Source organism: Sphingobium sp. TomTYG74 (genome assembly GCF_055393875.1).
Genome location: NZ_AP027341.1, coordinates 495,068 through 517,554, shown reverse-complemented (window position 1 = coordinate 517,554; position 22,487 = coordinate 495,068). Strand labels below are relative to the sequence as shown.

Genomic DNA, 22,487 nt, shown 5'->3' with positions numbered 1-22,487 from the left:
CGCTATTGCGGCGCTCTTGGTCAACGTCGTCATCGGCTATGCCCTGATAATTGGCCTTAGGGCGCCTTCATTATTGCGGGTAGCAGATAGCACGCCCTTGGCGCTCTTCGATCTTGAGCCGCCCCAAAGCGAAACCGAACCCGAACCGCCTCCGCGCGAAAAAGAACCCCCATCCGACCGGGAAGGTGGAGCTACAGCGGACTCTCCTACACGCGTCCAGAAGGCTCGGGATCAACCTCCGCACCCTTCTAACCTCGCTTCCCCCGAACCTATAATACGCAGCCCGGCTCCAATCCTGTCTGCCTCACCGATAGTATCCCTCGACAGCGGCGCAGGCGGCACGGGTAGCGGCGCCACGCCCGGCTCTGGCAGCGGGTCCGGAGGCAGCGGAACCGGCACTGGCCGTGGGAATGGCGAAGGAGGCAGTTTCTCGCAGGCGCGACAAACAAACGGCCGCTTCCGCAATTCGGATTTCCCCAACTCTCTGCGCGGCGTCGGCCGCGTGACGATCGGCGTGCGATACGCCATCGGTCCTTCGGGACACGTCGATAGATGCGAAGTTATCGAAGGAAGCGGCTATCCCGAGATCGACGCGATGACTTGCCGCGTCATCATGGAACGATACCGCTTTCGCCCTGCCCGCGATCCCGACGGATATGCCGTTACCGAGGTGCGGGAAGAGGATTATCGCTGGCGTGTGCGCTAGGCAGTTCCTTAACGGACCAGCATCGACACCCACCAACCGGGGAACGCCGCGATCGCCAGACATGTGCCCAGCGGCACTCGCGTTGCCGCCGTCACCTTCCGGCCCGAAGCGACGCTTGCCAGCACGGCTACCAGACCAAGGCCCGCAGCCATCAGCAGGATGAAAGGCAGCGCCTGCCATCCGCACCAGGCTCCTAGCCCGCCCATCAGCTTCGCGTCGCCCAGACCCAATCCATCGCGCCCCCGCGCCATCCGATAGCTGACCGCCACCGCCAGCAGAACGCCATATCCTGCCGCAGCTCCGATCACTCGGTCGGGCAGCGTCGCATCCGTCACCCACAGGCCCAATGTCAGTCCAAGGAACGCCAACGGCAACGTCAGCGCGTCCGGCAACCAGAAATGACGCCAATCGAGGACAGCCAATGTCAGCAGCAGCCATCCCAGCAATGCGCATCCAGCCCCCGCCAGCCCAGGCGCCAGCCCGCAGGCGAGCGCCCCGAGCACCGCGCATCCCGCCTCCACGCGCCCGTGCAGCGGCGCGATCTTCCCGCCGCAGGTGCGACACCTGCCGTGCAACAGCAGCGCGCTTATCATCGGGACAAGATCGACCGCGCTCAGCACCCGCTCGCAGCTATCGCAGGACGACCGTCCACGCATGACGCCGCGACCCTCGGGCCAGCGCAATATCAGCGTCCCTAAAAAGCTGCCCGCGATCGCTCCTGCAATAGCGCCCAGCACCGCCCACAGCGGATCGATCACAGCGTCCCTTCGACCTTCAGCACCCGCGCGCCGCCTGTCCCGGCAAACCCAGCCTTCGCCAGCGCATCGCTAAGGGCCGCGTCCGCCGTCTCCACCCGCATTTCCGCGACATAGCGCCCCGACCGCCATATCCGCAGGTTGATCTTCTCCAGCCCGGATTGGCTCACCAGCGGCAACAGCAACGCCTCGCCATCGCAACTCGCCACGCCCGACAGCCCTTGCGTCAGGTTGAGGCCCGGGAATTGCCCCGCCATTTGCGCTCGCACCCGACCCTCGGCATGGCCGCAACGGTCGCCGGAAAAATAGGCCGTAACATCCTCCATCGCCAGACTGGCGATCGGCATCGGCGCAAAGCTTCGCCCCAGCGGCACCGTGCCCGTCACATCATCAATGCCCACGCGCCCGAAACCCACGGTCAGCGCGCCGCTCAGATCATCCGCCGCACCCTGTCGCCGCCATATGTCAAACCGCGCCCGCCCCATCAGCAGCGACACCGGCGACAAGGCGACGTTGACCGATCCGACCGGCATCGTGCCCAGCATCAGCTGGTCCATCCGCCCGCTCCAAAGCGTCCCCCGCACCTCCCGCGCAGCAACGCCCAGTCGCTCCACCCCGGACAGCCCCAGCGCAATCCGCATCGGCATGAACAGGACGAGCCCGAATGCAAAGAGCAGGACGATCGCAATCCGCGTCCGCCGAGACCAGCCCAGCCGCATCATTGCCCTGCCCCTCTTACCAGCACCGCCTGCACCGAAACACTCCCCGCCGTCGAGGAAGGCCGCGCACTCATCGTCTCCACTCGCACGCCCTGCGCCTCCAGCGCCACCAGCCAGGAAAACAGCGCCACCGGCCGCACAGACGCCATCGCAATCTCGATCCGCGCGCTGCCCTGCGCCTCCGCCCGCTCCAGCGTCAAACCCGCCTCGCCCGCGCTCTGGCTCACCAGTTGGTCAATCGCCGCCGAAGCAGAACCCGCCGACGCTCCACGCGGCAATGTCTTGAGCAACTTCACCTTCGCCCGCATCGCCGCATTGCGATCGGTCGCGGCGAGCAGCCCCTCACGCGCCGACCGCTGCGCCGAAGCCAGCGGCCCCACCACCCCAAGCCACAGCAGCACCACCGCCAGCAGGGCGAACATCACGCCCAGCATCCATTGCTCGCGCGGCGATCTCTCGCCCCACATGGTCTTGACCGTTTCCATCATGATCGCACCGTAATGTCGGCCAGCGCTCGTCCGCCCGGGTCCTGCGAAGGCGTCGCCGTGATGGTGAAGCCCGCGCTCTGCAACGCCAGCAACACAATATTGATCTCTTCCACCTTCGCTGCCGCCAGCGTCGCCCGGATCATCCCGTCCGGGTCTCGCGACAGCGCCATCATCGACACGCCTGGAGCTTCCTGCAAGGCGCTCAGCAAGCCCGCCACCGGCGCGGTAAAGGCATAAGCACCCGCACCCCGCGCCGCCAACTGCCGCTCAATCTCGGCCTCAGCCTGGGTCAAGTCGTCCGCACCCGGCACCACCTGCCGCGCCAACGCCAGACTCTCCGCATCCAGATTGCTCGCCGCCACATGCTGCCGCACCAGCATCGTCAGTGAGATCAAGAGGCTAATGAGCAGGATCAACCCACTCCACAACAGAATGCGACGCAGCACCGCCTTGTCGGCCACCCGGCGCACCCGCTTGGCAAAATCCCCCTGCCGCAGGTCCAGCGGCGGCCGCTCCAAAGCCTCAACCGCCCGCGCCTGCACCAGCTCGGCGGGCACATCCTCGATCGCCGCATCAGCGGCCAGAACCGAAGCCAGATCGCCGCCAAAAGCAACGCCACTCCCTCGCAACACCGCCTCGCCATCCAGCGCGCCACGCACAAAGCCCTCAACAGGCTCCGGCAGTAACAACGGCGCTGGCACGATAATATCCGGGTCCAACCCATGATGCTGCGCCCAGAGCAGCCAATGCTGCATGTCACTCCTTGCAGCGACAGCGACCACATGCGGCCGCGCCGGATCGTCATTCTCATCCGCCGCCGCAAACAGCTGGTCAGAAGGCACAATCCCGCCCGCCAGCGCCGCCAGCCGCGCCGCCGCGCGCCCTTGCCGGGGCGCCAGTTCAGGATAGACCGCCCAATGCAACGTCACCATCGAACCAGGCGGCACCAGCATCACCACCACATCGGGGGGCAACGCCGTCAACCCACATGCGGCCAGCCAATTCGTCCCCCTGCCACTCTGCGCCACGGCGCCATCGACCACGCGCATCCACAGCGCCTCGCCCTCCTCGGGCAGCGCCACGATCAACCCATCCCGCACGCTCACGCGCCAGTCCCCCAACTGCGGCGGATCAACCTCGCCGGGCTCTGCCGGGCATCGATCATGGCCCGCTCCACCACCTGCGTTCCCCCAACGTCCACCGTCACTTCCACCCCGAAAAATCCTGTCGTCAACTTGACCTGATTGGCCGCTTCCTCAAGCGGATTGATACCTTGGGCAGCAAACGGCGCCCAGAATTGCACCGTGCTGCCGTAACCCTCGGCGGGCCGCTGCGCCAGATATTGCCGTGCCTGCGCCACGCTGACCTGCCCCTGCAACAGCATCGCGAACAGCACCGCCTGATCGGGCAACAGCGTGTTGACGTTGATCGGCGACAAATCCGCCGTCGGCAGCGCACAAACCCATGGCCGCGCCAGATCATAGATGGCGGGCGTCACGCCATGAACGGCGCGCAGCTCGCTCGCATCCACCATGAAGCGATTGGCCGTGCGATAGGGCCGCGCCGCCTGCGCATAGACCTCGTCCTCCGCGCCACCGGTCTGCGACACGCTGTCGCTGTCGATCCAGTCGGCCAGAGACGCCGCCGCCACCTGCGCCTGCCGCGCATCTACGCCCAGCGCCTGCAACAGCGCCTGGAACTGCGACACGCCGACCGGACGGACCTTCAAATTGGACTCATTCTCACCAGCCACCACGCTGTTGAGGTTGAAGCAGTTCCCCGCATCACTCACCCGTGCACTCGCCACACCACCGGGAACAGCGACCGGCTGCGGCGTCCCCATCCAATTTCCCGCCAGCGTCGTCTTGCCCGGATTGGCCGCGACCAGATCACCGATCCGCAACCGCGCCATCTCAGCCCCAGCATCGGCAAAAGCGCGCGCCTGATCCACCGCGCCGCCGTTGCCGGTCATCCGCGTCGCCAGCGCCAGCCGCTCCAGCGCCGTCGCAGCAACTACCGCCATCACCGCGATCAACAGCAACACCGTCAGCAGCGCCGCGCCGCGCTCGCTCTTCTTCCGGGGATCAGGCACCAGCCATCTCCCCTTCCAGCTTCTCGGCAGGCCCCGGCCCGACGAGAAAGCGCAGGGTGACAGGCGGCTCCCCCGTGCGCGTCACGACCATCTCGACGGCGCGCGGCATCAGGTCGGGCTGCGTAGGTATCCACTCATTGCGCCACTCACCTTGCCCATCCCGAAAGCGCAGCGCGACATCATCCACATGGTCCAGCAGCGTAGCTGGCTCGTCTCCGGCCGCGCCATCGACCTGCGCATAAGTGCGCCGCTCCAGCCGACCCTGCCGAACCCAATATTCGACCTTTTGTAGCGAAGGGCGCGGCAAATCGCCCAGATTGTCCCAACCGCTCCGCACGAACTGCATCACCGGCACGGCCTCGCCCTCGCGATGCGACCAGAATGCGGGCGCCAGCGTCCCCATCTCCGTGCGGCTGATACGCGGCACCGCCTGCCCAAGATCGGCCGCCAGCGCTCCGCCTGCCCTTTGCACCGCCGCCATGTCATCCAGCCGCGCCTTGATCTGCGCCTGCGCCGAAACGCTGTTCCCCAGCAGCAGCACGCCCGCCGCCGCCAGCATCGCAAAGATCATCAACGCGACGAGCAACTCGATTAGCGTAAAGCCCGCCTGCGCATGTCTTTCCCCGCATGCGCGCGCCATCACTGCACCACCCGTACGAAACTCAACACGACCGGCGAAGACCCCGCCTGCCCATTCACCGTCAGATCAACCTGCAACAGCCGCTTGTCGTTGGTAGCCTTGACCGCCCGCACCCAATGCCAGCGCCGCCCGCCATTATCGACATCACCCTCCTCGCTGCCCAGCGAGGGCGGCGCAGGATCGGTCTGCACCTCCACCATCAGGTTGCGCGCAACAATCTGCCCCAGCGCCTTGCTGTCTAGATCCGCCGCTGTCCGCAACGTCACTCCCTGCAACCGCACCAGCGCCAACGCAGCCAGGCTGAACACCGCCAACGCGACGAGCATCTCCAACAGCGTAAAGCCCGCCTCAGGGTTCCGGCCCACAAACCTCCCCGTTCGGGCTGAGCTTGTCGAAGCCCTTTTCTTTCTTCCAGCAAAGCTGTCGAGGATGCAGGGCCTACCCACCGACCATGACCTTCCCAGCCATGTCCACCGTGACAGAAACCCGCTCCGCCTCCCGCGCCAAAGTCACCGTCATGGCGTCAGTCGGCAGACCAGTCCCATCGAACCCAATCTGTTGCCGCCCATCCTTGCCAACCAGCGCCCGCGTCCCCGCCTTCCAGTTGGCCGTCGCAAACGGCTTCTCCTCCAACGGCACCCATTGCGCCCCATCGCGCCGCTGAAAGCCATAGCCCGACGCGGAAACCCACACCCCCATCGGCCGGGCGGTAACGACCGCTTCGTCGCGCGCGGCAGCAACGCGCGCGGCAAAGCGATCGGCATCCTCGACAACCCGCCCGCGCGGATCAGGCATGGCCAGCACCACCGCAGCCGAGATGAAGCCGATGATCGTCAACACGACCATCAGCTCGACCAAGGTGAAGCCGTTTACGACCGGACGACGAACCACTCCGTCCCGGTTCGGGCTGAGCCTGTCGAAGCCCAACCACGCAAACGGATGGCTAGCCCGATCAAAGCTCGCTGGAATAAATATCCGCATTCTCGCTCTCGCCGCCCGGCTGGCCGTCCGCGCCCAGCGAACTGATATCGAACGCGCCCTTCCGGCCCGGCACCGCATAATGATAGGCCCGGCCCCACGGATCATCTGGCAGCTTCTTGATATAGCCACTCCGGCGATAACGCTGCGGCTGCGCCAGCGATGCGGGCGGATTGATCAGCGCCTGCAACCCATCCGTCTGCGAAGGATAGCTCAGATTATCGAGCCGATATTGCTCCAGCGCCTGCTCGATCGTAGCGATATCCGCCTTCGCCTTCTCCACCCGCGCCGTGTCCGTGGCCGGAATGACGTTGATCGCCACGATCGTCGCCAGCAACCCGATGATGACGATCACCACCATCAGCTCGACCAGCGTGAAGCCGTGTTCGGCCGAACGCCTCGAGAAGGTAAAGCCATCCTCGCCTGCTTTTCGGCCTCCGTTCGCACTGAGCTTGTCGAAGTGCCACTCTTCTTTCTGGAAAAAGCGCATGGCTCTGGAAATAAACATAATCACTCCTCAGGCCCCCGTAAGGCTCTGCAATTGCAGGATAGGCAGCAGGATAGACAAGATAATCACCGCCACGATCCCGCCCATCAATATGATGATCACCGGCTCCAGCATCGCCAGCGCGGCGGAAGTGAAGCTGTCAAACTCCCGCTCCAGATAATCGGCCGCCCGCTCCAGCATCGTATCGAGCCGCCCCGCGCTCTCCCCGCTCGCAGCCAGATAGACCAGCAGCGGCGGAAACACGCCCGCCCGCCGCAGCGCCGCCGACAGGCTCCCGCCCCCGCGAATAGCCTCGACAATTTGCTCTGAAGCCTGCCGCAACACCCTATTGTGCACCGTCTGCGTCGTCAGCGTCAGCCCTTCCATCAGCGGCAGTCGGCTCGCCACCATCGTGGACAGCGTCCGCGCCATCCGCGCCGCATGCAGATCGCGGATCAACCGCCCCAGCAGCGGCAACCGCAACAACAGGCTATCGAACCGATAACGGAACGCCTCAATCTTCAATGCCCGCCAGAAACCAAGGGCACCCAGTCCAATCAAAATCGCCAGAAGCCACCAATAGCCAGCCAGAAAGGCCGAAATCCCCATAACCATGCGCGTCAGCAGCGGCAGATCCTGTCCGACCGTATCGAACTGCTCCACCACCTTGGGCACGACAAAGATCATCAGCGCCGCGACGACACACACCGCAAAGACCGCCAGCACGCCAGGATAAGCGATGGCGACCAACACCTTTGACCGGATCACCGCCTGCCGCTCCATCAGGTCGGACAATCGCTCCATGATCGTCGGCAGGCTGCCCGAACTTTCACCCGCAGAAATCATCGCCCGATAGAGCGCCGGAAAGCTCTTCGGCTCCGCGCCCAAAGCATCGGCCAGCCGCCGTCCCTCCAGCACACCCGAATGCACTTTGCTGACGATCGCGCGCACATGCTCCTGCTCGCTCTGCCGCCCGATGGTGCGCAGCGATTCCTCCAGCGGACTGACCTGGATCAACGTCGATAACTGGCGCGTAAACAGCGTCAGTTCCTTGGCCGACAGCCTCGGTGCACGCAGCGACAATCCCGCACGCTTCGCCGCCTTCTCCACCGCGCCGGGCTCGATCCGCACGATGAACAGCTTGCGCGCGTCCAGCTTCGCCCGCGCATCCTCGACCGTCTCGGCCTTCACCTTGCCGCTGCGTTCCTTGCCCGCCGGATCGATGACCAGATAGTCGAACTCAGCCATCGGCGATGGTTTCCACCTCCGCCGCATCGCGCCGCGACACGCGGATGGCTTCTTCCGCCGTCGTCTGCCCATCGCGCACCAGCGCCCGCGCCGCCGACCCAAGATTGGGCGCGTTCAGAAAAGCGTGCCGCGCGATCAGAGATTCATCGCCCCCGTCATTGATCAACCGGCGAATGGTATCGTCCACCCGGATCGCCTCGAACACGCCGATCCGACCCTTATAGCCGCTACCGTTGCACTCCTCGCACCCCCGCGCGCGATAGATAATCGTTCCGGGATCGAAACCAAGCAGCGCGCTCGCCGACTTGTCCGCCTGCACCGGCTCCCGGCAATGCTGACAAAGCCGCCGCACCAGCCGCTGCGCGATAACGGCGCGCAGCGTCGAGGCAAGCAGGAACGGCTCCACCCGCATGTCCCGCATCCGCGTGATCGCCCCCACCGCATCATTGGTATGCACGGTCGACAGCACCAGATGGCCCGTCAGCGATGCCTGCACGGCAATCTCCGCCGTCTCCCGGTCGCGGATTTCGCCGACCATCACCACATCGGGGTCCTGCCGAAGGATGGCCCGCAACCCCGCAGCAAAGGTCAGCCCGACCTTCGCATTGACCTGCATCTGCCCAACCCCTTCGACCGCATATTCAACCGGGTCTTCCACGGTAAGAATATTGCGCGTCCCATCATTCAACTGCCGCAGCCCTGCATAAAGCGTAGTCGTCTTACCCGACCCGGTCGGCCCCGTGACCAGAATAATCCCGTTCGGTTCATGCAGCCCCTCCCGGAAAATCCGGTCAGCAGCCCCCGCCATGCCCAGCAGGTCCAGGTTCATGCCCGCATTCTCCTTGTCGAGAATACGCAGCACCACCCGCTCCCCCGCCCGGCTAGGCAAGGTCGAAACGCGCACGTCCAGCAGTTTCCCGCCAAGCGTCAAACCGATGCGCCCATCCTGCGGCACCCGCCGCTCGGCAATGTCCAGCCGCGCCATCACCTTGATCCGGCTCACCACCACAGGCGCGACATGCGGCGGCATACGCAAAGTCTCGCGCAGCACCCCGTCGATCCGCATCCGCACGATCAGGCCGGTTTCATAAGGCTCGATATGAATGTCGGACACGCCCTGCCGCGCTGCTTCGGCGATGATCCCGTTGATCAGCCGGATCGCAGGCGCATCATCGGCACTATCGAGCAAGTCGTCAGCGGTCGGAATGTCGGCAGCAAGAATGTCCAGCTCATCGGCGCCCACTTCCAGTGAGCCCGCCATCGCTGCCGCACTGCCCTCCATCGCATAATGGTCGGACAGGTGCCGGTCGAACTGCGCGCCATCAACGAACCGCACATCGAAACTGCGCGCCAGATGCCGCCGCACCTCCAGCAATATGCGCGGATCACTCCCTTCGCGCACGGCTATGGTCAACCGTTCGCCATCCAGCGGCAACATCACCACACCGTGCTTGCGAGCAAAGACATAGGGGATATCGACGGCGCGGGGGGCACTGTGCAGAAGGCTTAACGGTTCGGCAGGCCCGCTCACTTCATCCCCCGTTCGCCCTGAGCTTGTCGAAGGGCTTTTCTTACTTGAAGAGAAGGGAAGGGCTTCGACAAGCTCAGCCCGAACGGAGGTGGAAACGCGTCCGTCACCGCTTGCCCCCTCCCGCCGGAACGTCCACAGGCCGCACCACACCGCTCGATTGCCGCACCGTCGGTTCAATCACTTGCCCCGGGCCAGCGCTGGGCTGCGCCACCGCATCCCCTGCCTGCATCGGCGCAGGCGGCTCCGCGCCCATATAGTCGCGCACCAGCTCGTCGATGCTCGGTTCCTGATCGGGGTTCCGCGCCAACTGCATGTCCCGCACATAGCCATAGCGTTGCTGCGTCAGGCGCTGCGCATCTTCCTTCGACCGCAGGATGGTGGGCCGGATGAAGACCATGAGGTTGGTTTTGCTCCGGCTCTTGCTGCGCGATTTGAACAGCTCGCCCAGCCCCGGAATATCGGACAGCAGCGGAATACGCTCGATCGTCTTGCGCTCATTATCGTCCAGCAGGCCACCAAGCGCCAATATCTCGCCATCATCCACCGTGACCGTCGTCTCGATCTCGCGCTTGTTGATGATGAGGTCGCTATTATTGTTGGACACCGGCCCGGCGACGCTCGACACTTCCTGCTTCAGGAACAATTTGATCGCGCCGCCCGTGTTGATCTGCGGCTTCACCTCCAGCTTGATGCCGACATCCTGCCGCTGCACGGTGCGGAACTGATTGTCGAAATTCTGGCTGAGCGCCTCGCCCGTTGTGATCGGCACCTGCTGCCCGACAAGGATCGACGCCTTCTGATTGTCCAGCGTCATGACCGAGGGAGTCGAGAGGATATTGCTGTCCGTATCCGACCGCACCGCATTGATGATCGCGCCGAAGATGCCGTTACGCCCGATTTGCGTCGCCACCCCGCCAAAGCCGCCCGTCGCATTCATCAGGCTATCGACCGCCGCCTGCTGCAATGTGTTGGCAAGCTGGCTGTTCTCAGTTGTGGTAGTAGTCGTCACCACCCCGCCGTTCACTGTGGTCGTAGTCGTCTTGCCCAACTCATTCGCGCCGATCGCCCCCGCCAGCGTCAGCAGATTGGGGGAAGCATTGGAATAATTGGTCGCGGCAAAGCCCGTCTTGGTGCTGCCGATCAGGAACTGCACGCCCAGCTTCTTGGCGGCGGCATCGCTGATCTCGACAATGATCGCCTCGACCAGTACCTGCTCCCGCCTCGTATCGAGTTGCCGGACGGTCTCACCAAGCATGCGCTGCACGTCGCTGTTGGCCGCAACGATGATCGCATTGGCCCCCTCATAGCGTGTCACGATCGCAGGACCCCGCGTCGAAATGCCGCTACCCGAAGAACCGGCCGAACTCACCGCGGGCGCCGCCGCAACCGGAGCAGCCCCATTGGCCGCAGGAACAGAGGCCGTCACGGCAGAGCTGGACGATTGTCCAACCAACTGCTGCAACACAGGCAGCAGCTTTTCCGCGTCCGCATGTTCCAGCCAGTAGACGCGGATCTCCGTCCCGCTCGCCGCCTGCCGGTCAAGATCGCGCGCCATCTGCGCCAGTCGCGTCACCGTCCCCGCATCGCCCCGGATCGCGACCGAATTACTGCTGTCGATCGGCACGATAGTCGCCGCGCGCTGCGCCCCTTCGCCGCTGCTCTGCACCAGCGCCTGAAGCGACGTCGCGATTTCCCGCGCGCCAGCATTGCGCAGCATCACCGTCTGCGTGGCCGCCGTATCGCGATCGATCCGCGCCAGAACCTGACGGATGCGCCCGATATTGTCGGCATAGTCCGCCACCACCACACTATTGCCCGCGCGATTGGCCGTCACCGAACCATCCTTGCTGACCAGCGGCCGCAATGTCTCCAGCGCGCTGGCCGCATCGATCGATCGCAGCCGGAAGACCTCAGTCACGAACTGGTTGCGATTGGCGCCCCGTCCAACGACGCTAGGTTGCCCCGCCGCCCCATCGGCGGGCTGAATGCGATAAGCACCGCCCGGCGCTGGCACCGCCACCAGCCCGTTCGCCCGCAGCGTCGACAGGAAAATCTCGAAATATTCCGATCGCGACAGCGGCCGATCTGTCACGACCGAAACCTTCCCCTGCACACGATTGTCGATGATGAAGGTTCGCCCCGTCACCCGCGCGGCGTCCTGGATGAAGGCGCGAATATCGGCGTCGCGCACATTCAGCGTCTGCTGTGCCATGACAGGCGAACCGACAGGCGTAGCCAGAGCGAGGGCGGTCGCGGCGGAAAGAAGGAATTTTCTGGTCATTGGCCTTGCAGAGTAAGGTTGATCGTCGAAAGGCTGGCGCCCCGTTCAACGGTCAGAGAGATGCGCGCGCCGGGCATGATCTTGCCTTGCAGCACCTGGAGATCGCTGGGCGAGCCTACCGGCCGCCCATCGACCTGGGTGACGATATCGCCAGGCTGGAACCCGGCATTCTGGAAAGTCGGCCCCTTGGCGGTCAGGATCAGCCCCGTGATCCGGCCATTCTGCATACGCGGCGCAAAGCCGATATCGCGCTTCAGCCCGTCCGCCGTCGGATTGTCGATGCCGTCTGTCGGCGCTGGAACGACGCCACCCTCGCCCGGCGTAGTGGCAGCGGCAGGCGCGGGCTGCGACTGATCGAGGAATATCTGCTCTTCCGCGCCGCCGCGATCGATGGTGACATGGTCGAACGCCACGCCCTTCAACAGCACGCCCGGCAATATCTCGTCACCCACGGCAAAGCTGTTCTGCACGCCATCAGGCCCCGCGATGATGGCCGATCCAAGGCCGGACCCCTCATTCAACCGGATGCCGTAAACGGTCAGCGCCAGCGACGTGACCACCCCCCCGCCAGCCGCCTGCTGCGGACCGGCCCGATAAAAGGGATCGAAGCTTGAAAATAATGCCTGACGCGCGGCGAAATTGGGGAACTGCGCCTGCCGCCCTTCCCACGGTCCAAAGCTGCCAACCGGCGTCAGCACCGCCCAGATTAACCTCGTAATTTGCAGCGCCAGCAGGCCCAGCAACAGCTTTTCAGCCACCCGCATCCAGTCAATCGGCGCCAAACGGCTGCTAAGGCCCTGAAAATTACTGCGAAACGGCACGCGCATGGAACTTGGTGATCCCCCTTGACACCCGCGCTGCTAGGCAATTGTTTTTACTGCTGGATGACAGAATTGTGACCTATCCATGACAAGGGCAATCTGCAAGCGATGACCCTTGCATTTGGAGCGTCGGGCAGTAGCAAAAGGCCCCTCATGCAGAGCCCTTCCATAGCAACAGCCGACGCCGATCCGATCTGGATCGCCTCCCATCCACGTGTGCAACGCGTGCCGAGCCGGGATCTGACGCTCTTCATCCAACGCGACTTCCTGACGGCGGAGGAATGCAAGGGCCTTGTCGATCGGATCGAAGCGCGCCGCCGTCCCTCGACCATCGCCGACGCCAATGGAGACGCAACCTTCCGCACCAGCGAGACGTGCGACCTCGACGGCGCCGATCCCTTCATCGCCGCCATCGATCGGAAACTCGCCGCCTTCGCGGGCATTGATCCCGTCTTCGGCGAACCGATACAGGGGCAGCGCTATGACGTAGGCCAGGAATTCAAGGCCCACACCGACTATTTCGATCCCGCTGGCCTCGACTTTGCCCGCTACTGCTCGGTATCGGGCAATCGCACATGGACGCTGATGGTCTATCTGAACCAGCCCCCCGCAGGCGGCGCGACCCGCTTCGTCAAGATCGGCAAGACGGTTCAGCCCGAACGCGGCAAGCTGCTCGCATGGAACAATCGGCTTGAGCCCGGACGCTATAATGGGGCCAGCCTGCACCACGGCATGAAGGTACGCAGCGGCGTCAAGCACATCATCACCAAATGGTATCGCGAAAAACCCTGGGCCTGAGCTTCAGCGCCAGAAATGCTTGGCATCCGCCAACTCATCATAGGCTTTGCCAGCCGCCGCCAGCAGCTTCTTCTTGCTCCGGCCGCTCTTCACCAGATCAGCATCGACTGGCAGGCCATGCTGCGCCAACAGGGCACGCACGTTGACCAGATCATTGAGCGCGCCCAGTTCGTCCTGCATCCCCTCAAGCGCGTCAACGTAGCGCGCATGCCGCCGCCGCTGTTTCCTGGCGTCGAATAGACCCCCGAAAAATTCGGCCGCGTAGCGCAGCTTCTTCGCCTTCTTGCGCACTTCGTGGCGGTGCGCGTCATCCAGCTTTGCCAGATGCCGTGCATGCTTCATCTGCCAGCGATGGAAATGCTGCAAGCGGTCTGCGGCAAACGCCTCTGCAGCCTCATCGCGCAACCTGCGGCCCTCAGCATCCGGCTCGCCCATGCCAAGCGTCAGCCATTCGACCAGATCGATCATCAAGCCCCCTGCCCGCGCGGATTCCAGCGCCTCGATCACCCTCGCATGGATCACCGCGCGGACGGCGGCCAATTGCTCGTGCAGTTCGCCCGGCTTCATCCGTTCGATCAGCACATCCAGATCACCCGCCTCTCCCAGCAGCTGCGCCAGCCAGCGAAGCTCATCCTGAAATCGGGTCACATCTTGCGCCGCCAGCATTGATCTGAACAGCGTCAGCGCGGAACGCAGCCGCCGCACGGCTACACGCGCCTGATGCACAGCCTGTGGATCATAATGGTCGAGCAGCAAATCTTCGTTCAGCCGATATTGCCGCACGCAGTTACGAATAATCGCCGCGAACGCCGCCTGCGCACTAATACCAGGCTTCAGCGCCAGTCTTTCCGCCTTGAAGCAAGCGGGCGCGGGAGCCAGCAGCCGATAACCTCGTTCAGACTTTGCCGCGACGCCCAGCCGCACCGGCACTGCCGCCTCTATCCGCCTTGCGAGCGCAAACAGGGCGGCGGGCTCTCCCGCCTTCAGCTCCAGTTCGACTTCACAGATGGGCGACTGTCGCTCTCCCGCACGGACCCATCCCCTGTCGAGCACCAATTCGATGTCCGCGCCACCCTCGGCAATCAGCCATGTGCGCCGCTCGACCTCGACCCTGAACGCGGGCTCGATCATCTCCGCTGCATCACCCAGAACGCCCGCAATGGGCGTGCGGCTATCGATCACAGGCTCGTCCTGCGTGACCGGCATTTCCCATTCCGCCCGTGAGAAAAGGGCTCCACCTCGATCTTTGCTGTCGGCCTTGACCGTCTGGACGCACGCCTCCCCTGATCTGCGAATGCGCAGCGTATATCCTCGCGCCTCCAACTGTCTGTCTGGCGTATCGAAATAGACGGCCTGAAGTTGCGCCCGATCGCTCTCAGCGGGCAGCAGCGCCAATTGCTCGAAGGCCTCCGCCGCCTGCTGCGACAGTTCCAGTTTCAGCTCGACTTCCTGCTTCACCGCCTGCCTCCGCTTCAGGCCAATCCCTAACACGGCGCAGGAAAACGCGCGAATCACAGACGGCAAAACGGCCGACCCGCGCGAAGCAGATCGGCCGCCAAGCCTCATCTGAGAAGGTTAAATCAGAGCGCCACGGTCAGTGAAGCCGCAAAGGTCGTTCCTATCTTGTAGCGATTGTAGAACACCTTGTTGCCATCCAGCTCCTGGAACTCCTGGAACTTCCGCCCCGTGATGTTCCGCGCCTCGAACTTGAACTCGCTCTTCACTCCGCCCGGCAGGGTCACGCCCTGCCGCGCCACGAAGTCCAGCGTCAGGCCCGGCTTTTCCTTGATGTCGGGTTGAAGGTTGGGACCACGGCTGGTGACGCGCGGGCTGGCATAGGTCAGCAGCAGCGTCTGCTGCGACAGCCTGTCCGTGTCTTCAAGGCCAAGCTGCAGGTTGACCAGGTGATCCGACTGGCCGGTCAGCGGCACCCCATCCTGGAAATAGTCGGACGCGGCGGGCAACGGGCCGGTCGTATAGCTGTAGGGCGTGGTCGTGTCGCCCGCGCTCACCTTCAGCTTCGACTGCGTATAGGTGTAATTGCCGATCAGCACGATCCTGCGGCTCTGGAAGAAAGGGCTGCTCCAGTTATCGAGCGGCAGATATTTCTGCACCTCAAACTCGACGCCATACAGCGTCGCTTCGGGCGCATTGGCGAAGCTGGTCGTCACGTCATATTTGTCGTTGATCGTCGTGTAGGTTTCGATCGGATTGTCGATCTTCTTCCAGAACGCCGCCGCCGTCAGCCGCTCATCCCGGCCCATATACCATTCCGCGCGCAGATCGGCGTTCCACAACTCACTATCCTGCAGGAAGGGATTGCCGCGATAAAAGCGGTTGGAATCGGTATCGATATAAGGCTGGGCGATCAGCTCGCGGAACTGCGGGCGAGCAATCGTCTTGGAGCCGCTCATGCGGAACTGCAGCCCCTTGGCCGCTTCGACAGCGATGGTCGCGGCGGGCAGCCAATATTCCTTGTTGATGCCGTTCACCGGCTCAACGCCTGTATTGTAGACGTCCACGCCGGTCACCGACTGGCGGCCCTTCTCATAACGCACGCCCGCGTCCACCGTCACGCCCGCGATCGGCTGCACCTTCACCTGCGCATATCCCGCATGTGTCCGCAGCGCCGCGTCATAGACGGGATAGTTGCCCGAAAAGTCCAGCAACGACATGTCGAACAACTGGATCGACGCGTCCGACAGAAGATAATCAGGCCGCAGCTGTTGCACCGCAATCGGCAGGTTGGTCGCGTCGAAATGCAGCTCATAGCGCGAGGATGTGCGCTTCGTATCGCTGAACGCATAGCCGATCGTTGCGGTCAGATCCGGCGAGAATTTGTAGCTGAGGTCCCAGCCCGCCGACCACAAATCTTCGTTGAGATCGCTGAAGGTGATCGACGCATCGCCCCGCTGGCGGTTCAGCGCATTGACGAAGCGATCGCCCACGGGATCGACCGCCAGGTCGCGATTGGTCCGCACATATTCGAACTCCCGCTCATAGGGCGCTTCCCGCTGCGAATTGGCATAGCCGCCGCGCAGGTCGAGGCTCAACCCCTCCATCAGCTTGAACTCGCCCACCATCTGGGTGTCGATTAGCTGCCGCTCATACCAGGCGGTATTCTGCTTCATATAATCCGCGCCCGCGATCGCGCCGTCATTCTGGCCAAGCGTCAGGGCACCGCGCTTCAGCGTGTCGCGGATATAGACGTTGGTCCAGCGGATCTTCTGATCACCCAGTTCAAGGCCAACCCCGAACAGGCTGTTGAATGTCACCTCATTGTCCGTCGATACCTGAACGCCGTTCTTGCCCGGCGCCTGCTCAAGATTGATCGACGCCTGCTGTAGCGAGGACCGTGTGCGCCACTTATTGCTATAGGATGCGGTAAACAGCACGCCCAACCGCCCATCACTACCCACGTCCATCGCCGTCCCGGCATTCAGCGATCCGGAAAAGTTGAACGGCAGGCTGTTGGTGCGCTGAAGCACGGAAGTCTTCGCATTCAGGAACTGCATCGAAATCGCCTGCAGGTCACCGCGCGTCATGTTGGAGAAGGGCACGCCGCTACCGAATGCCTGCGCCAGCAATGGCGGAACGTCGCGCGAACCGTCGTCAAAGCCGGTCCAGTCCGACTTGCTGCCATAATAGGTGTAGCCCATCTGGCCGGAGGTTTCAGTGTTGGCCGAACTACCGATCCCCAGCTCAAGATAGCTTTCAACCGGGATGGCCTTGGTCGTCAGGTTGATGACGCCACCGCCAAACTCGCCGGGGAAGTTCGCAGAATAGCTTTTCTGCACCATCGTGGACGCGATGACGCTGGTCGGGAAGATGTCGAGCGGCACGACGCGCTTCAGCGGCTCCGGGCTCGGCAGCGGTGATCCGTTGAGCAGCGCCAGCGAATAGCGGTCGCCTAGCCCGCGCACATAGACATAACCGCCCGACACGACCGATAGGCCCGTCACGCGCTGGAGCGACCCTGCGATGTCGCCTTCGCCCGTACGCTTGATGTCGGCGGCCGACAACACGGTCACCACCTGCGGCGCGGCCTGGGATATGTTGCTGGTGCGGCGTCCCGTAACGATGATGTCCGATCCGGGCACGGAAACATCGACATTGCCGGTCTGCGCATCGGCCTCTTCGGACGCGCTCGGCACGCCTGACGTCGGCGCGGTATCGGTCGTGGTCTGCGCCATTACCGCCGGAGCGGAAAGGGCGGTCGAAATCAGGAGCATGCGCGCCAGGCTGAGCGGCTTCGACATGGCTTGGAGTCCCCCTTGGGAAAATTCTTTTGCAAAGAGAGCGGGGAAGCGGCTGTGCACGCTCCCCCGCCCTGTTCAGGGTTCAGGTCGATCAGGTGGTCGGGATGGCGGTGCAGTTCTTGCTGCTGCTGCCGAAGCTCGCCGTGATCGAATTGCAGGTCCAGCCTGCGTACCAGCTGTCGTTGCTGTCCTTCACCGCGCCGATATAGTTGGTTGTGGTGAAGTTGCTGTCGATCGTCTTGGGGTCGATCGCGGTGCGGGCCGTTTCCGTCGCGCCGTTGATGAACAGGCTGGTCAGCGAAGGCGTGTAGGCAAAGCTGCTGTTCGGATCGGTCGCGAAGATCGACTGGACCGTCGCGGCATCGACGCCGCCGGTGCCCTTGAACGGGGTAGCGTTGCACTGCATCGCGACCGACAGGTAACGCGGCTTGCCCGCATCCTGCAGCGCCGTGTCGGCGTCACGCACCGTTGCCGCGCTGTTGATGCGCAGGCAGCTCTGGTCAGGGCTGACGATGATGCCGTTCACCATGGCCAGGTCAGCACCGCCGCGCAGCATCATGGTCGCGCCGTCATCGCCGGTATTCGACCGCTGGATGTGCGTGAAGTTCGCAACCTTCAGATACTGGCGAGGCAGCGCGTCTTCGGAGAAGCTGGTGCCGGTCGTCGAACCATTCGAGTCCGTCTCGGTGAAGGTATCGCCTATATTGTTGTTCGCGCGCTGGACCGAGATGACGAACTGCGCCGTACCGCGGAAGCCGACGTCCGTATCCAGATTGTCGTCCTCGTTGCCGGTCAGCACCAGATATTTCATGTGGGTCGAACCGCCGAAAGCCTCGATGCCGTCGTCCGAGCTGTTGTGGACCTGGATATGATCAAGCTGCGTGCCGGTACCGACGCCCGAAGGGGTCAGGCCCTGCAATTCCTTGCCGTTCGCCAGCACGAAACCGGAATAACGGATCTGGACATAGCTCATGCGGCCCGAATTGTCGGCATCATTGTCACCGCCATAGAGCGCGCCGGTCGTGCCTTCGGTGTCGCGCTGGCAGGCGGTGGTGCCCGGAGCCGCGTTAGGCGCCTGATCGCAGTCGGTGATCTTGGCGCGGCCGAGCAGCACGATGCCGCCCCACTGGCCTGACGACTGATCGGTGGCGGAACCGGTGACATTTTCGCGGCTGGTGAAAACGATCGGCTGTGCCGCCGTGCCCACGGCGTTGATCTTGTTGCCGCGATTGACGACCAGGAAGGCGCCGCCGGTGCCGGCAAATACGACCACGCCCGGATCAACCGTCAGCGTTACGTTGGAACCGGTGCTTGCAGCGCCCTGATCGGTGCCGACATCGACGCGGCCGGGGAGCGAATAGATGACGCCCGCCGTCTTTGCGATCGCGGTCGAGCTGTTGAAACGCGCGGGGAAGCCGCAATTGCGCCACGTATTGGTCCCGTCGCTGATGGTGCCAAGATTGGTCAGCTGATCCGCACCGGCAATGGTCGGACAGTCGGCTGCGGCGGTCACATTGCCCGGCGTAGGAGTAGGCGTCGGCGTTGGGCTCGGCGTCGGAGTCGGCGCGGGCAGGACGACTGTCCCCTCGCCCGGCGAGGCGATGTCATCTGCACCGCAAGCGCTCAGAGCAGCGCAGGCGCAGCCCGCCATCAAAATGGTAGTGATACGATTAGTCTTGACCATGTCGTCTCCGCTCCGGCCATGCCGGTCTTTGTTAGGATGCGGAGCGAAGGGGATTCACGAATCGGACAACGCCCCCTGCCGCCCTCAGTCGCCGCAGCTAGGCGCGCCAGATGACAGGGACATTTTGGTTTCGTGACGAAGGCGTGTCTTTGAAATGACAGTTCAAAGACACTTGTTTCACTTTGATGATTGCGAAGGCCGCAAATGCAGAAAAAGGCGCCGTCCCACCGGACGACGCCCACTTTCTCCTGACTTGGCGCGCAGAAATCAGCGCATGGCGTAACTCGCTTCGAGGCGGCCGAGCGCGCGGCGGGCAACATCTCGCGATGATGCTTCTTCGCCATTTGCGAGCAGCAACGTCGATTCCGGAGCGAAACGGGCTGCACCATAAGCCTCTCGGGCATCCTTGATCCGCCCCAGGCCCGCATAGGCATTGCCCAGGTTGATCAATCGGGCCGGATCATTGGCTCCGTCTGGCCACATCGGCGCGAGGCGGCGAGCGGCCTTCTCATAATCCTTCGCGACCAATGCCGGAGCGGCCAATCGCCCATCGGGAACACCGACCACAACCACTTCATCGGATGCAGCCACGGCCGCGCCCGACAAGCCCCCCGCCAGCACCAGCCCGACGATCGCCGCTACCTTCATCATCCAATTTCTCCCGAAAAAACCTTCTACAATAGCCGGGATTATTTCATCTTGATGACATCTGGACAAGCAGCCAACCGTACCCAAAAAAGGATTTTTATATCTTATAATTCAATATGTTATAAAGTTTTCTTTTAACTGTCATAAAACTGTAATTGAACCGTCTTGGTTCCTGACAGTCGATTCGCGGCTACAGATTCAGCTCACGCGGCCCATAGCCGTTGGCCATCCGCCACGCAGGGCAAAATCAATCGAATAAGGAAAGTCCGGAGGATTCTGTTGCCCGGCTCCTCCGGAAGCCGCTGAATTCCCTTCTGTTGCCCGGTGGGTTCAACCGCGTTCTTTTTGGGTAATGTCAGGCCGTGAGGCCATCAATTACGCAGCAAGAGCAAGAGCCTCGTTATCGTTGGCACTTACGTGTTTTGAACATTTTTACGGCTTACTCAGGCCGGGTGAAGACATCGCCTTTCAACACACGTCGATCCTAGTTCGGCCCCGTCAGACACCCCGTACAAGCCGGGATATGTGGTGGAGCCGCCGGGTACTGCCCCCGGGTCCGCTGCGCCTATTACACGACACGATTTATCACCATAGCCGGGCGAACCCGGCAAAACCCATATGGGACAGCGCGCCCCATTTATCAACCTTTTCGGTCAGGCCGGGACCAGATGAACGGCCTTGGGCTTGGCGACCGGCAGTCCGCTCGCCTTCGCTTGCGCCATCAGCTCCTGCTTGCGCGCCATCATCCTGTCACGAAGCTCCACCAGATCCACCTCTGTCTTGCGGCACTGGGCGAACATGCCGTCAGACTGCCTTTCCTCTTCCTTCACATGATGCTTGATCTCCTCGGACAGCACCTTGACCTTGGCATCATAGAAATCATCGTCCGGCGATCCGGCCTCGATATCATTTACCAGCACCTTCGCACCATCATGCTCGACATAGGCTTCGTCCAGCGTGTCATCCTCGATCTTGCCACGGAATGCGGGGTAGAAAATCTCCTCCTCGATCATCGTATGGATCTTCAGTTCGGTGCAGATCTGATACGCGATGTCCTGCTTCCGGTTCGCGGCCCTTGCCTTCTCATACTGGTCGAACAACTCCTCGACCTTGCGGTGATCGGCTTTCAACAGGGCGATCGCATCGGTAAACTCAGCTTTGGCCATTTCCGTCCTCCTCACGAACACATATCGTCAAGAAGCGGCTGACAAGCTTCCGGGTTCCGTCCCGCCATCATTCATAGCCCAGATCATGACCGTGCGGCTTCGCATGACCACCGGCGCGCAGATAACGGCTATCGATTTCGCTGATCAACCGCTCGGCATCCTTGCCCCCGGCCATTTTCAGCAGTTCGTCCACCTTCACTTCCAACCGGTCGTCATTCTCCTTGGAAGCTGGCGAGCCGACATAGAGGAAATAGGCCAGGCCCACGACTTGCCAGATCAGCTGGAGAAATTCCGACTGCCAATTTTCGAATGTGTCCCGGCCCATTTCGATGGCATAGGCCGCCAGTTCAGGCACCTGCCCGTGCGTCTTTGCGTCATCCACATAGGCCCACCAGCCAAACACCCAATGACCCACGATCGACACCAGGAAGAACAGGGCCGTGATCCAACCATAGGCGTAGCGCTTCATACCATCCTCCCTCATGTCGCTCCGGAAGGATAACGCAAAAGCCTGTAGCCGGTTCAGCCAGCTGCAAACGCCGATTCCGATTGGCCCGGCGCGCTTCGCTCTCTATAGCCATGGCCCCATGATCCTCGTCATCGACAATTATGACAGCTTCACCTGGAACCTGGTCCATTACCTCATGGAACTGGGCGCAGAGGTGGAGGTCGTCCGCAACGACGCCATTTCGGCAGGCCAAGCCCTCTCCAGCGGCGCGAGCGCCTTCCTGCTTTCGCCCGGCCCCTGTACCCCTAACGAAGCGGGCGTCAGCCTCGACCTCGTCGCCGCCGCCGCCGACGCAGGCGCGCCCTTGCTGGGCGTATGCCTCGGCCATCAGGCGATCGGTCAGCATTTCGGCGGACAAGTCGTGCGCGGCGGCCTGATGCATGGCAAGACCTCCCCCGTCACCCATGACGGCACAGGGCTTTTCGCGGGCATCCCATCGCCCTTCACCGCGACCCGCTATCATTCGCTCATCGTCGATAACATTCCGCAAAGCCTCATCGTGAATGCGACCAGTGAGGACAGCTCGGTCATGGGCTTCCGCCATCAAAGTCTTCCGATCCACTCGATCCAGTTCCATCCCGAAAGCATCGCCACCGAATATGGCCATGAGATGCTGGCGAACTTCATGCGGATCGCCGGGATTCCGGTAAAGGAACGCGCGGCGGCCTGATTCCGTCG

At 63.0% G+C, this 22,487-nt stretch carries 22 protein-coding genes and 1 other RNA gene; 3 read left to right on the top strand and 20 right to left on the bottom strand.

The window, feature by feature from the left end:
• The first annotated feature begins 502 nt into the window (after positions 1 to 502).
• Positions 503 to 706 carry an energy transducer TonB gene (locus ACZ5TB_RS02690; RefSeq protein WP_464791917.1) on the top strand — a complete coding sequence of 68 codons (204 nt, stop codon included), beginning with the start codon at positions 503 to 505 and terminating at the stop codon, positions 704 to 706.
• 8 nt (positions 707 to 714) lie between these two features.
• Here ACZ5TB_RS02690 and ACZ5TB_RS02685 read toward each other — a convergent pair whose 3' ends face one another.
• The 13 genes from ACZ5TB_RS02685 to ACZ5TB_RS02625 form a co-directional block, all read right to left on the bottom strand.
• A complete protein-coding gene (locus tag ACZ5TB_RS02685; RefSeq protein WP_464791916.1) occupies positions 715 to 1,464 on the bottom strand; it encodes a prepilin peptidase in 750 nt (249 codons plus the stop codon).
• Complete coding sequence (gene gspN, locus ACZ5TB_RS02680) at positions 1,461 to 2,183, bottom strand: type II secretion system protein N (protein ID WP_464791915.1); 723 nt, start codon at positions 2,181 to 2,183, stop codon at positions 1,461 to 1,463. The genes ACZ5TB_RS02685 and gspN overlap by 4 nt, the downstream gene beginning before the upstream one ends.
• Positions 2,180 to 2,668, bottom strand: a complete 489-nt coding sequence (gene gspM / locus ACZ5TB_RS02675) for a type II secretion system protein GspM (RefSeq protein ID WP_464791914.1) — start codon at positions 2,666 to 2,668, stop codon at positions 2,180 to 2,182. Before gspM ends, gspN begins: the two co-directional genes overlap by 4 nt.
• Entirely contained in the window at positions 2,665 to 3,774 is a 1,110-nt protein-coding gene (gene gspL / locus ACZ5TB_RS02670) for a type II secretion system protein GspL (RefSeq protein WP_464791913.1), read from the bottom strand. The genes gspM and gspL overlap by 4 nt, the downstream gene beginning before the upstream one ends.
• Positions 3,771 to 4,760 (bottom strand): type II secretion system minor pseudopilin GspK, encoded by a 990-nt coding sequence (gene gspK / locus ACZ5TB_RS02665; RefSeq protein WP_464791912.1) that lies wholly within the window; start codon positions 4,758 to 4,760, stop codon positions 3,771 to 3,773. The genes gspL and gspK overlap by 4 nt, the downstream gene beginning before the upstream one ends.
• A complete protein-coding gene (gene gspJ, locus ACZ5TB_RS02660; RefSeq protein ID WP_464791911.1) occupies positions 4,753 to 5,400 on the bottom strand; it encodes a type II secretion system minor pseudopilin GspJ in 648 nt (215 codons plus the stop codon). The genes gspK and gspJ overlap by 8 nt, the downstream gene beginning before the upstream one ends.
• Positions 5,400 to 5,726: a type II secretion system minor pseudopilin GspI gene (gene gspI / locus ACZ5TB_RS02655; RefSeq protein WP_464779946.1), complete on the bottom strand. Its 327-nt coding sequence runs from the start codon at positions 5,724 to 5,726 to the stop codon at positions 5,400 to 5,402. The genes gspJ and gspI overlap by 1 nt, the downstream gene beginning before the upstream one ends.
• A gap of 112 nt (positions 5,727 to 5,838) precedes the next feature.
• Complete coding sequence (locus ACZ5TB_RS02650) at positions 5,839 to 6,246, bottom strand: GspH/FimT family pseudopilin (RefSeq protein WP_464779945.1); 408 nt, start codon at positions 6,244 to 6,246, stop codon at positions 5,839 to 5,841.
• 106 nt (positions 6,247 to 6,352) lie between these two features.
• Positions 6,353 to 6,868, bottom strand: coding sequence for a type II secretion system major pseudopilin GspG (gene gspG, locus ACZ5TB_RS02645; RefSeq protein ID WP_464792470.1), 516 nt, complete (start codon positions 6,866 to 6,868; stop codon positions 6,353 to 6,355).
• Positions 6,869 to 6,895: 27 nt separating this feature from the next.
• A complete protein-coding gene (gspF, locus tag ACZ5TB_RS02640; protein WP_464791910.1) occupies positions 6,896 to 8,113 on the bottom strand; it encodes a type II secretion system inner membrane protein GspF in 1,218 nt (405 codons plus the stop codon).
• Positions 8,106 to 9,644 (bottom strand): type II secretion system ATPase GspE, encoded by a 1,539-nt coding sequence (gspE, locus tag ACZ5TB_RS02635; protein WP_464791909.1) that lies wholly within the window; start codon positions 9,642 to 9,644, stop codon positions 8,106 to 8,108. The genes gspF and gspE overlap by 8 nt, the downstream gene beginning before the upstream one ends.
• A 103-nt stretch (positions 9,645 to 9,747) precedes the next feature.
• Entirely contained in the window at positions 9,748 to 11,925 is a 2,178-nt protein-coding gene (gene gspD, locus ACZ5TB_RS02630) for a type II secretion system secretin GspD (RefSeq protein ID WP_464791908.1), read from the bottom strand.
• Positions 11,922 to 12,752 carry a type II secretion system protein N gene (locus tag ACZ5TB_RS02625; protein ID WP_464779248.1) on the bottom strand — a complete coding sequence of 277 codons (831 nt, stop codon included), beginning with the start codon at positions 12,750 to 12,752 and terminating at the stop codon, positions 11,922 to 11,924. Before ACZ5TB_RS02625 ends, gspD begins: the two co-directional genes overlap by 4 nt.
• Before the next feature lie 147 nt (positions 12,753 to 12,899).
• Between ACZ5TB_RS02625 and ACZ5TB_RS02620 the strand changes: the two genes are divergently transcribed.
• Complete coding sequence (locus ACZ5TB_RS02620) at positions 12,900 to 13,544, top strand: prolyl hydroxylase family protein (protein WP_464791907.1); 645 nt, start codon at positions 12,900 to 12,902, stop codon at positions 13,542 to 13,544.
• Between the two features lie 3 nt (positions 13,545 to 13,547).
• On the opposite strand, the gene ACZ5TB_RS02615 is transcribed toward ACZ5TB_RS02620, so the two are convergent.
• The 7 genes from ACZ5TB_RS02615 to ACZ5TB_RS02585 form a co-directional block, all read right to left on the bottom strand.
• Positions 13,548 to 15,035, bottom strand: coding sequence for a CYTH and CHAD domain-containing protein (locus ACZ5TB_RS02615; RefSeq protein WP_464791906.1), 1,488 nt, complete (start codon positions 15,033 to 15,035; stop codon positions 13,548 to 13,550).
• Between the two features lie 89 nt (positions 15,036 to 15,124).
• The gene (locus ACZ5TB_RS02610) at positions 15,125 to 17,803 is read right to left on the bottom strand and encodes a TonB-dependent receptor domain-containing protein (RefSeq protein WP_464791905.1); all 2,679 of its coding nucleotides are present in this window, start codon (positions 17,801 to 17,803) and stop codon (positions 15,125 to 15,127) included.
• Between the two features lie 91 nt (positions 17,804 to 17,894).
• Positions 17,895 to 19,487, bottom strand: coding sequence for a hypothetical protein (locus ACZ5TB_RS02605; RefSeq protein ID WP_464779244.1), 1,593 nt, complete (start codon positions 19,485 to 19,487; stop codon positions 17,895 to 17,897).
• Between the two features lie 267 nt (positions 19,488 to 19,754).
• Positions 19,755 to 20,138, bottom strand: coding sequence for a tetratricopeptide repeat protein (locus ACZ5TB_RS02600; RefSeq protein WP_464791904.1), 384 nt, complete (start codon positions 20,136 to 20,138; stop codon positions 19,755 to 19,757).
• A gap of 300 nt (positions 20,139 to 20,438) precedes the next feature.
• Positions 20,439 to 20,783: a transfer-messenger RNA gene (ssrA, locus tag ACZ5TB_RS02595) on the bottom strand.
• Positions 20,784 to 20,788: 5 nt separating this feature from the next.
• Positions 20,789 to 21,301 carry a hemerythrin domain-containing protein gene (locus ACZ5TB_RS02590; protein ID WP_464779242.1) on the bottom strand — a complete coding sequence of 171 codons (513 nt, stop codon included), beginning with the start codon at positions 21,299 to 21,301 and terminating at the stop codon, positions 20,789 to 20,791.
• A gap of 67 nt (positions 21,302 to 21,368) precedes the next feature.
• Positions 21,369 to 21,770 (bottom strand): DUF6766 family protein, encoded by a 402-nt coding sequence (locus ACZ5TB_RS02585; RefSeq protein ID WP_464791903.1) that lies wholly within the window; start codon positions 21,768 to 21,770, stop codon positions 21,369 to 21,371.
• Positions 21,771 to 21,888: 118 nt separating this feature from the next.
• On the opposite strand from ACZ5TB_RS02585, the gene ACZ5TB_RS02580 reads away from it, so the two are divergent.
• Positions 21,889 to 22,479: an anthranilate synthase component II gene (locus tag ACZ5TB_RS02580; RefSeq protein WP_464791902.1), complete on the top strand. Its 591-nt coding sequence runs from the start codon at positions 21,889 to 21,891 to the stop codon at positions 22,477 to 22,479.
• Positions 22,480 to 22,487 lie beyond the last annotated feature (8 nt).

Coding starts and splice junctions, on each gene's coding strand:
- gspN (WP_464791915.1), bottom strand. CDS start 2,183: ATGATGCGGCTGGGCTGGTCTCGGCGGACGCGGATTGCGATCGTCCTG.
- gspM (WP_464791914.1), bottom strand. CDS start 2,668: ATGATGGAAACGGTCAAGACCATGTGGGGCGAGAGATCGCCGCGCGAG.
- gspJ (WP_464791911.1), bottom strand. CDS start 5,400: ATGGCGCGCGCATGCGGGGAAAGACATGCGCAGGCGGGCTTTACGCTA.
- gspI (WP_464779946.1), bottom strand. CDS start 5,726: ATGCTCGTCGCGTTGGCGGTGTTCAGCCTGGCTGCGTTGGCGCTGGTG.
- ACZ5TB_RS02650 (WP_464779945.1), bottom strand. CDS start 6,246: ATGGTCGTGTTGACGATCATCGGCTTCATCTCGGCTGCGGTGGTGCTG.
- gspG (WP_464792470.1), bottom strand. CDS start 6,868: ATGCGCTTTTTCCAGAAAGAAGAGTGGCACTTCGACAAGCTCAGTGCG.
- gspF (WP_464791910.1), bottom strand. CDS start 8,113: ATGGCTGAGTTCGACTATCTGGTCATCGATCCGGCGGGCAAGGAACGC.
- gspD (WP_464791908.1), bottom strand. CDS start 11,925: ATGACCAGAAAATTCCTTCTTTCCGCCGCGACCGCCCTCGCTCTGGCT.
- ACZ5TB_RS02625 (WP_464779248.1), bottom strand. CDS start 12,752: ATGCGCGTGCCGTTTCGCAGTAATTTTCAGGGCCTTAGCAGCCGTTTG.
- ACZ5TB_RS02620 (WP_464791907.1), top strand. CDS start 12,900: ATGCAGAGCCCTTCCATAGCAACAGCCGACGCCGATCCGATCTGGATC.
- ACZ5TB_RS02610 (WP_464791905.1), bottom strand. CDS start 17,803: ATGTCGAAGCCGCTCAGCCTGGCGCGCATGCTCCTGATTTCGACCGCC.
- ACZ5TB_RS02605 (WP_464779244.1), bottom strand. CDS start 19,487: ATGGTCAAGACTAATCGTATCACTACCATTTTGATGGCGGGCTGCGCC.
- ACZ5TB_RS02600 (WP_464791904.1), bottom strand. CDS start 20,138: ATGATGAAGGTAGCGGCGATCGTCGGGCTGGTGCTGGCGGGGGGCTTG.
- ACZ5TB_RS02590 (WP_464779242.1), bottom strand. CDS start 21,301: ATGGCCAAAGCTGAGTTTACCGATGCGATCGCCCTGTTGAAAGCCGAT.
- ACZ5TB_RS02585 (WP_464791903.1), bottom strand. CDS start 21,770: ATGAAGCGCTACGCCTATGGTTGGATCACGGCCCTGTTCTTCCTGGTG.
- ACZ5TB_RS02580 (WP_464791902.1), top strand. CDS start 21,889: ATGATCCTCGTCATCGACAATTATGACAGCTTCACCTGGAACCTGGTC.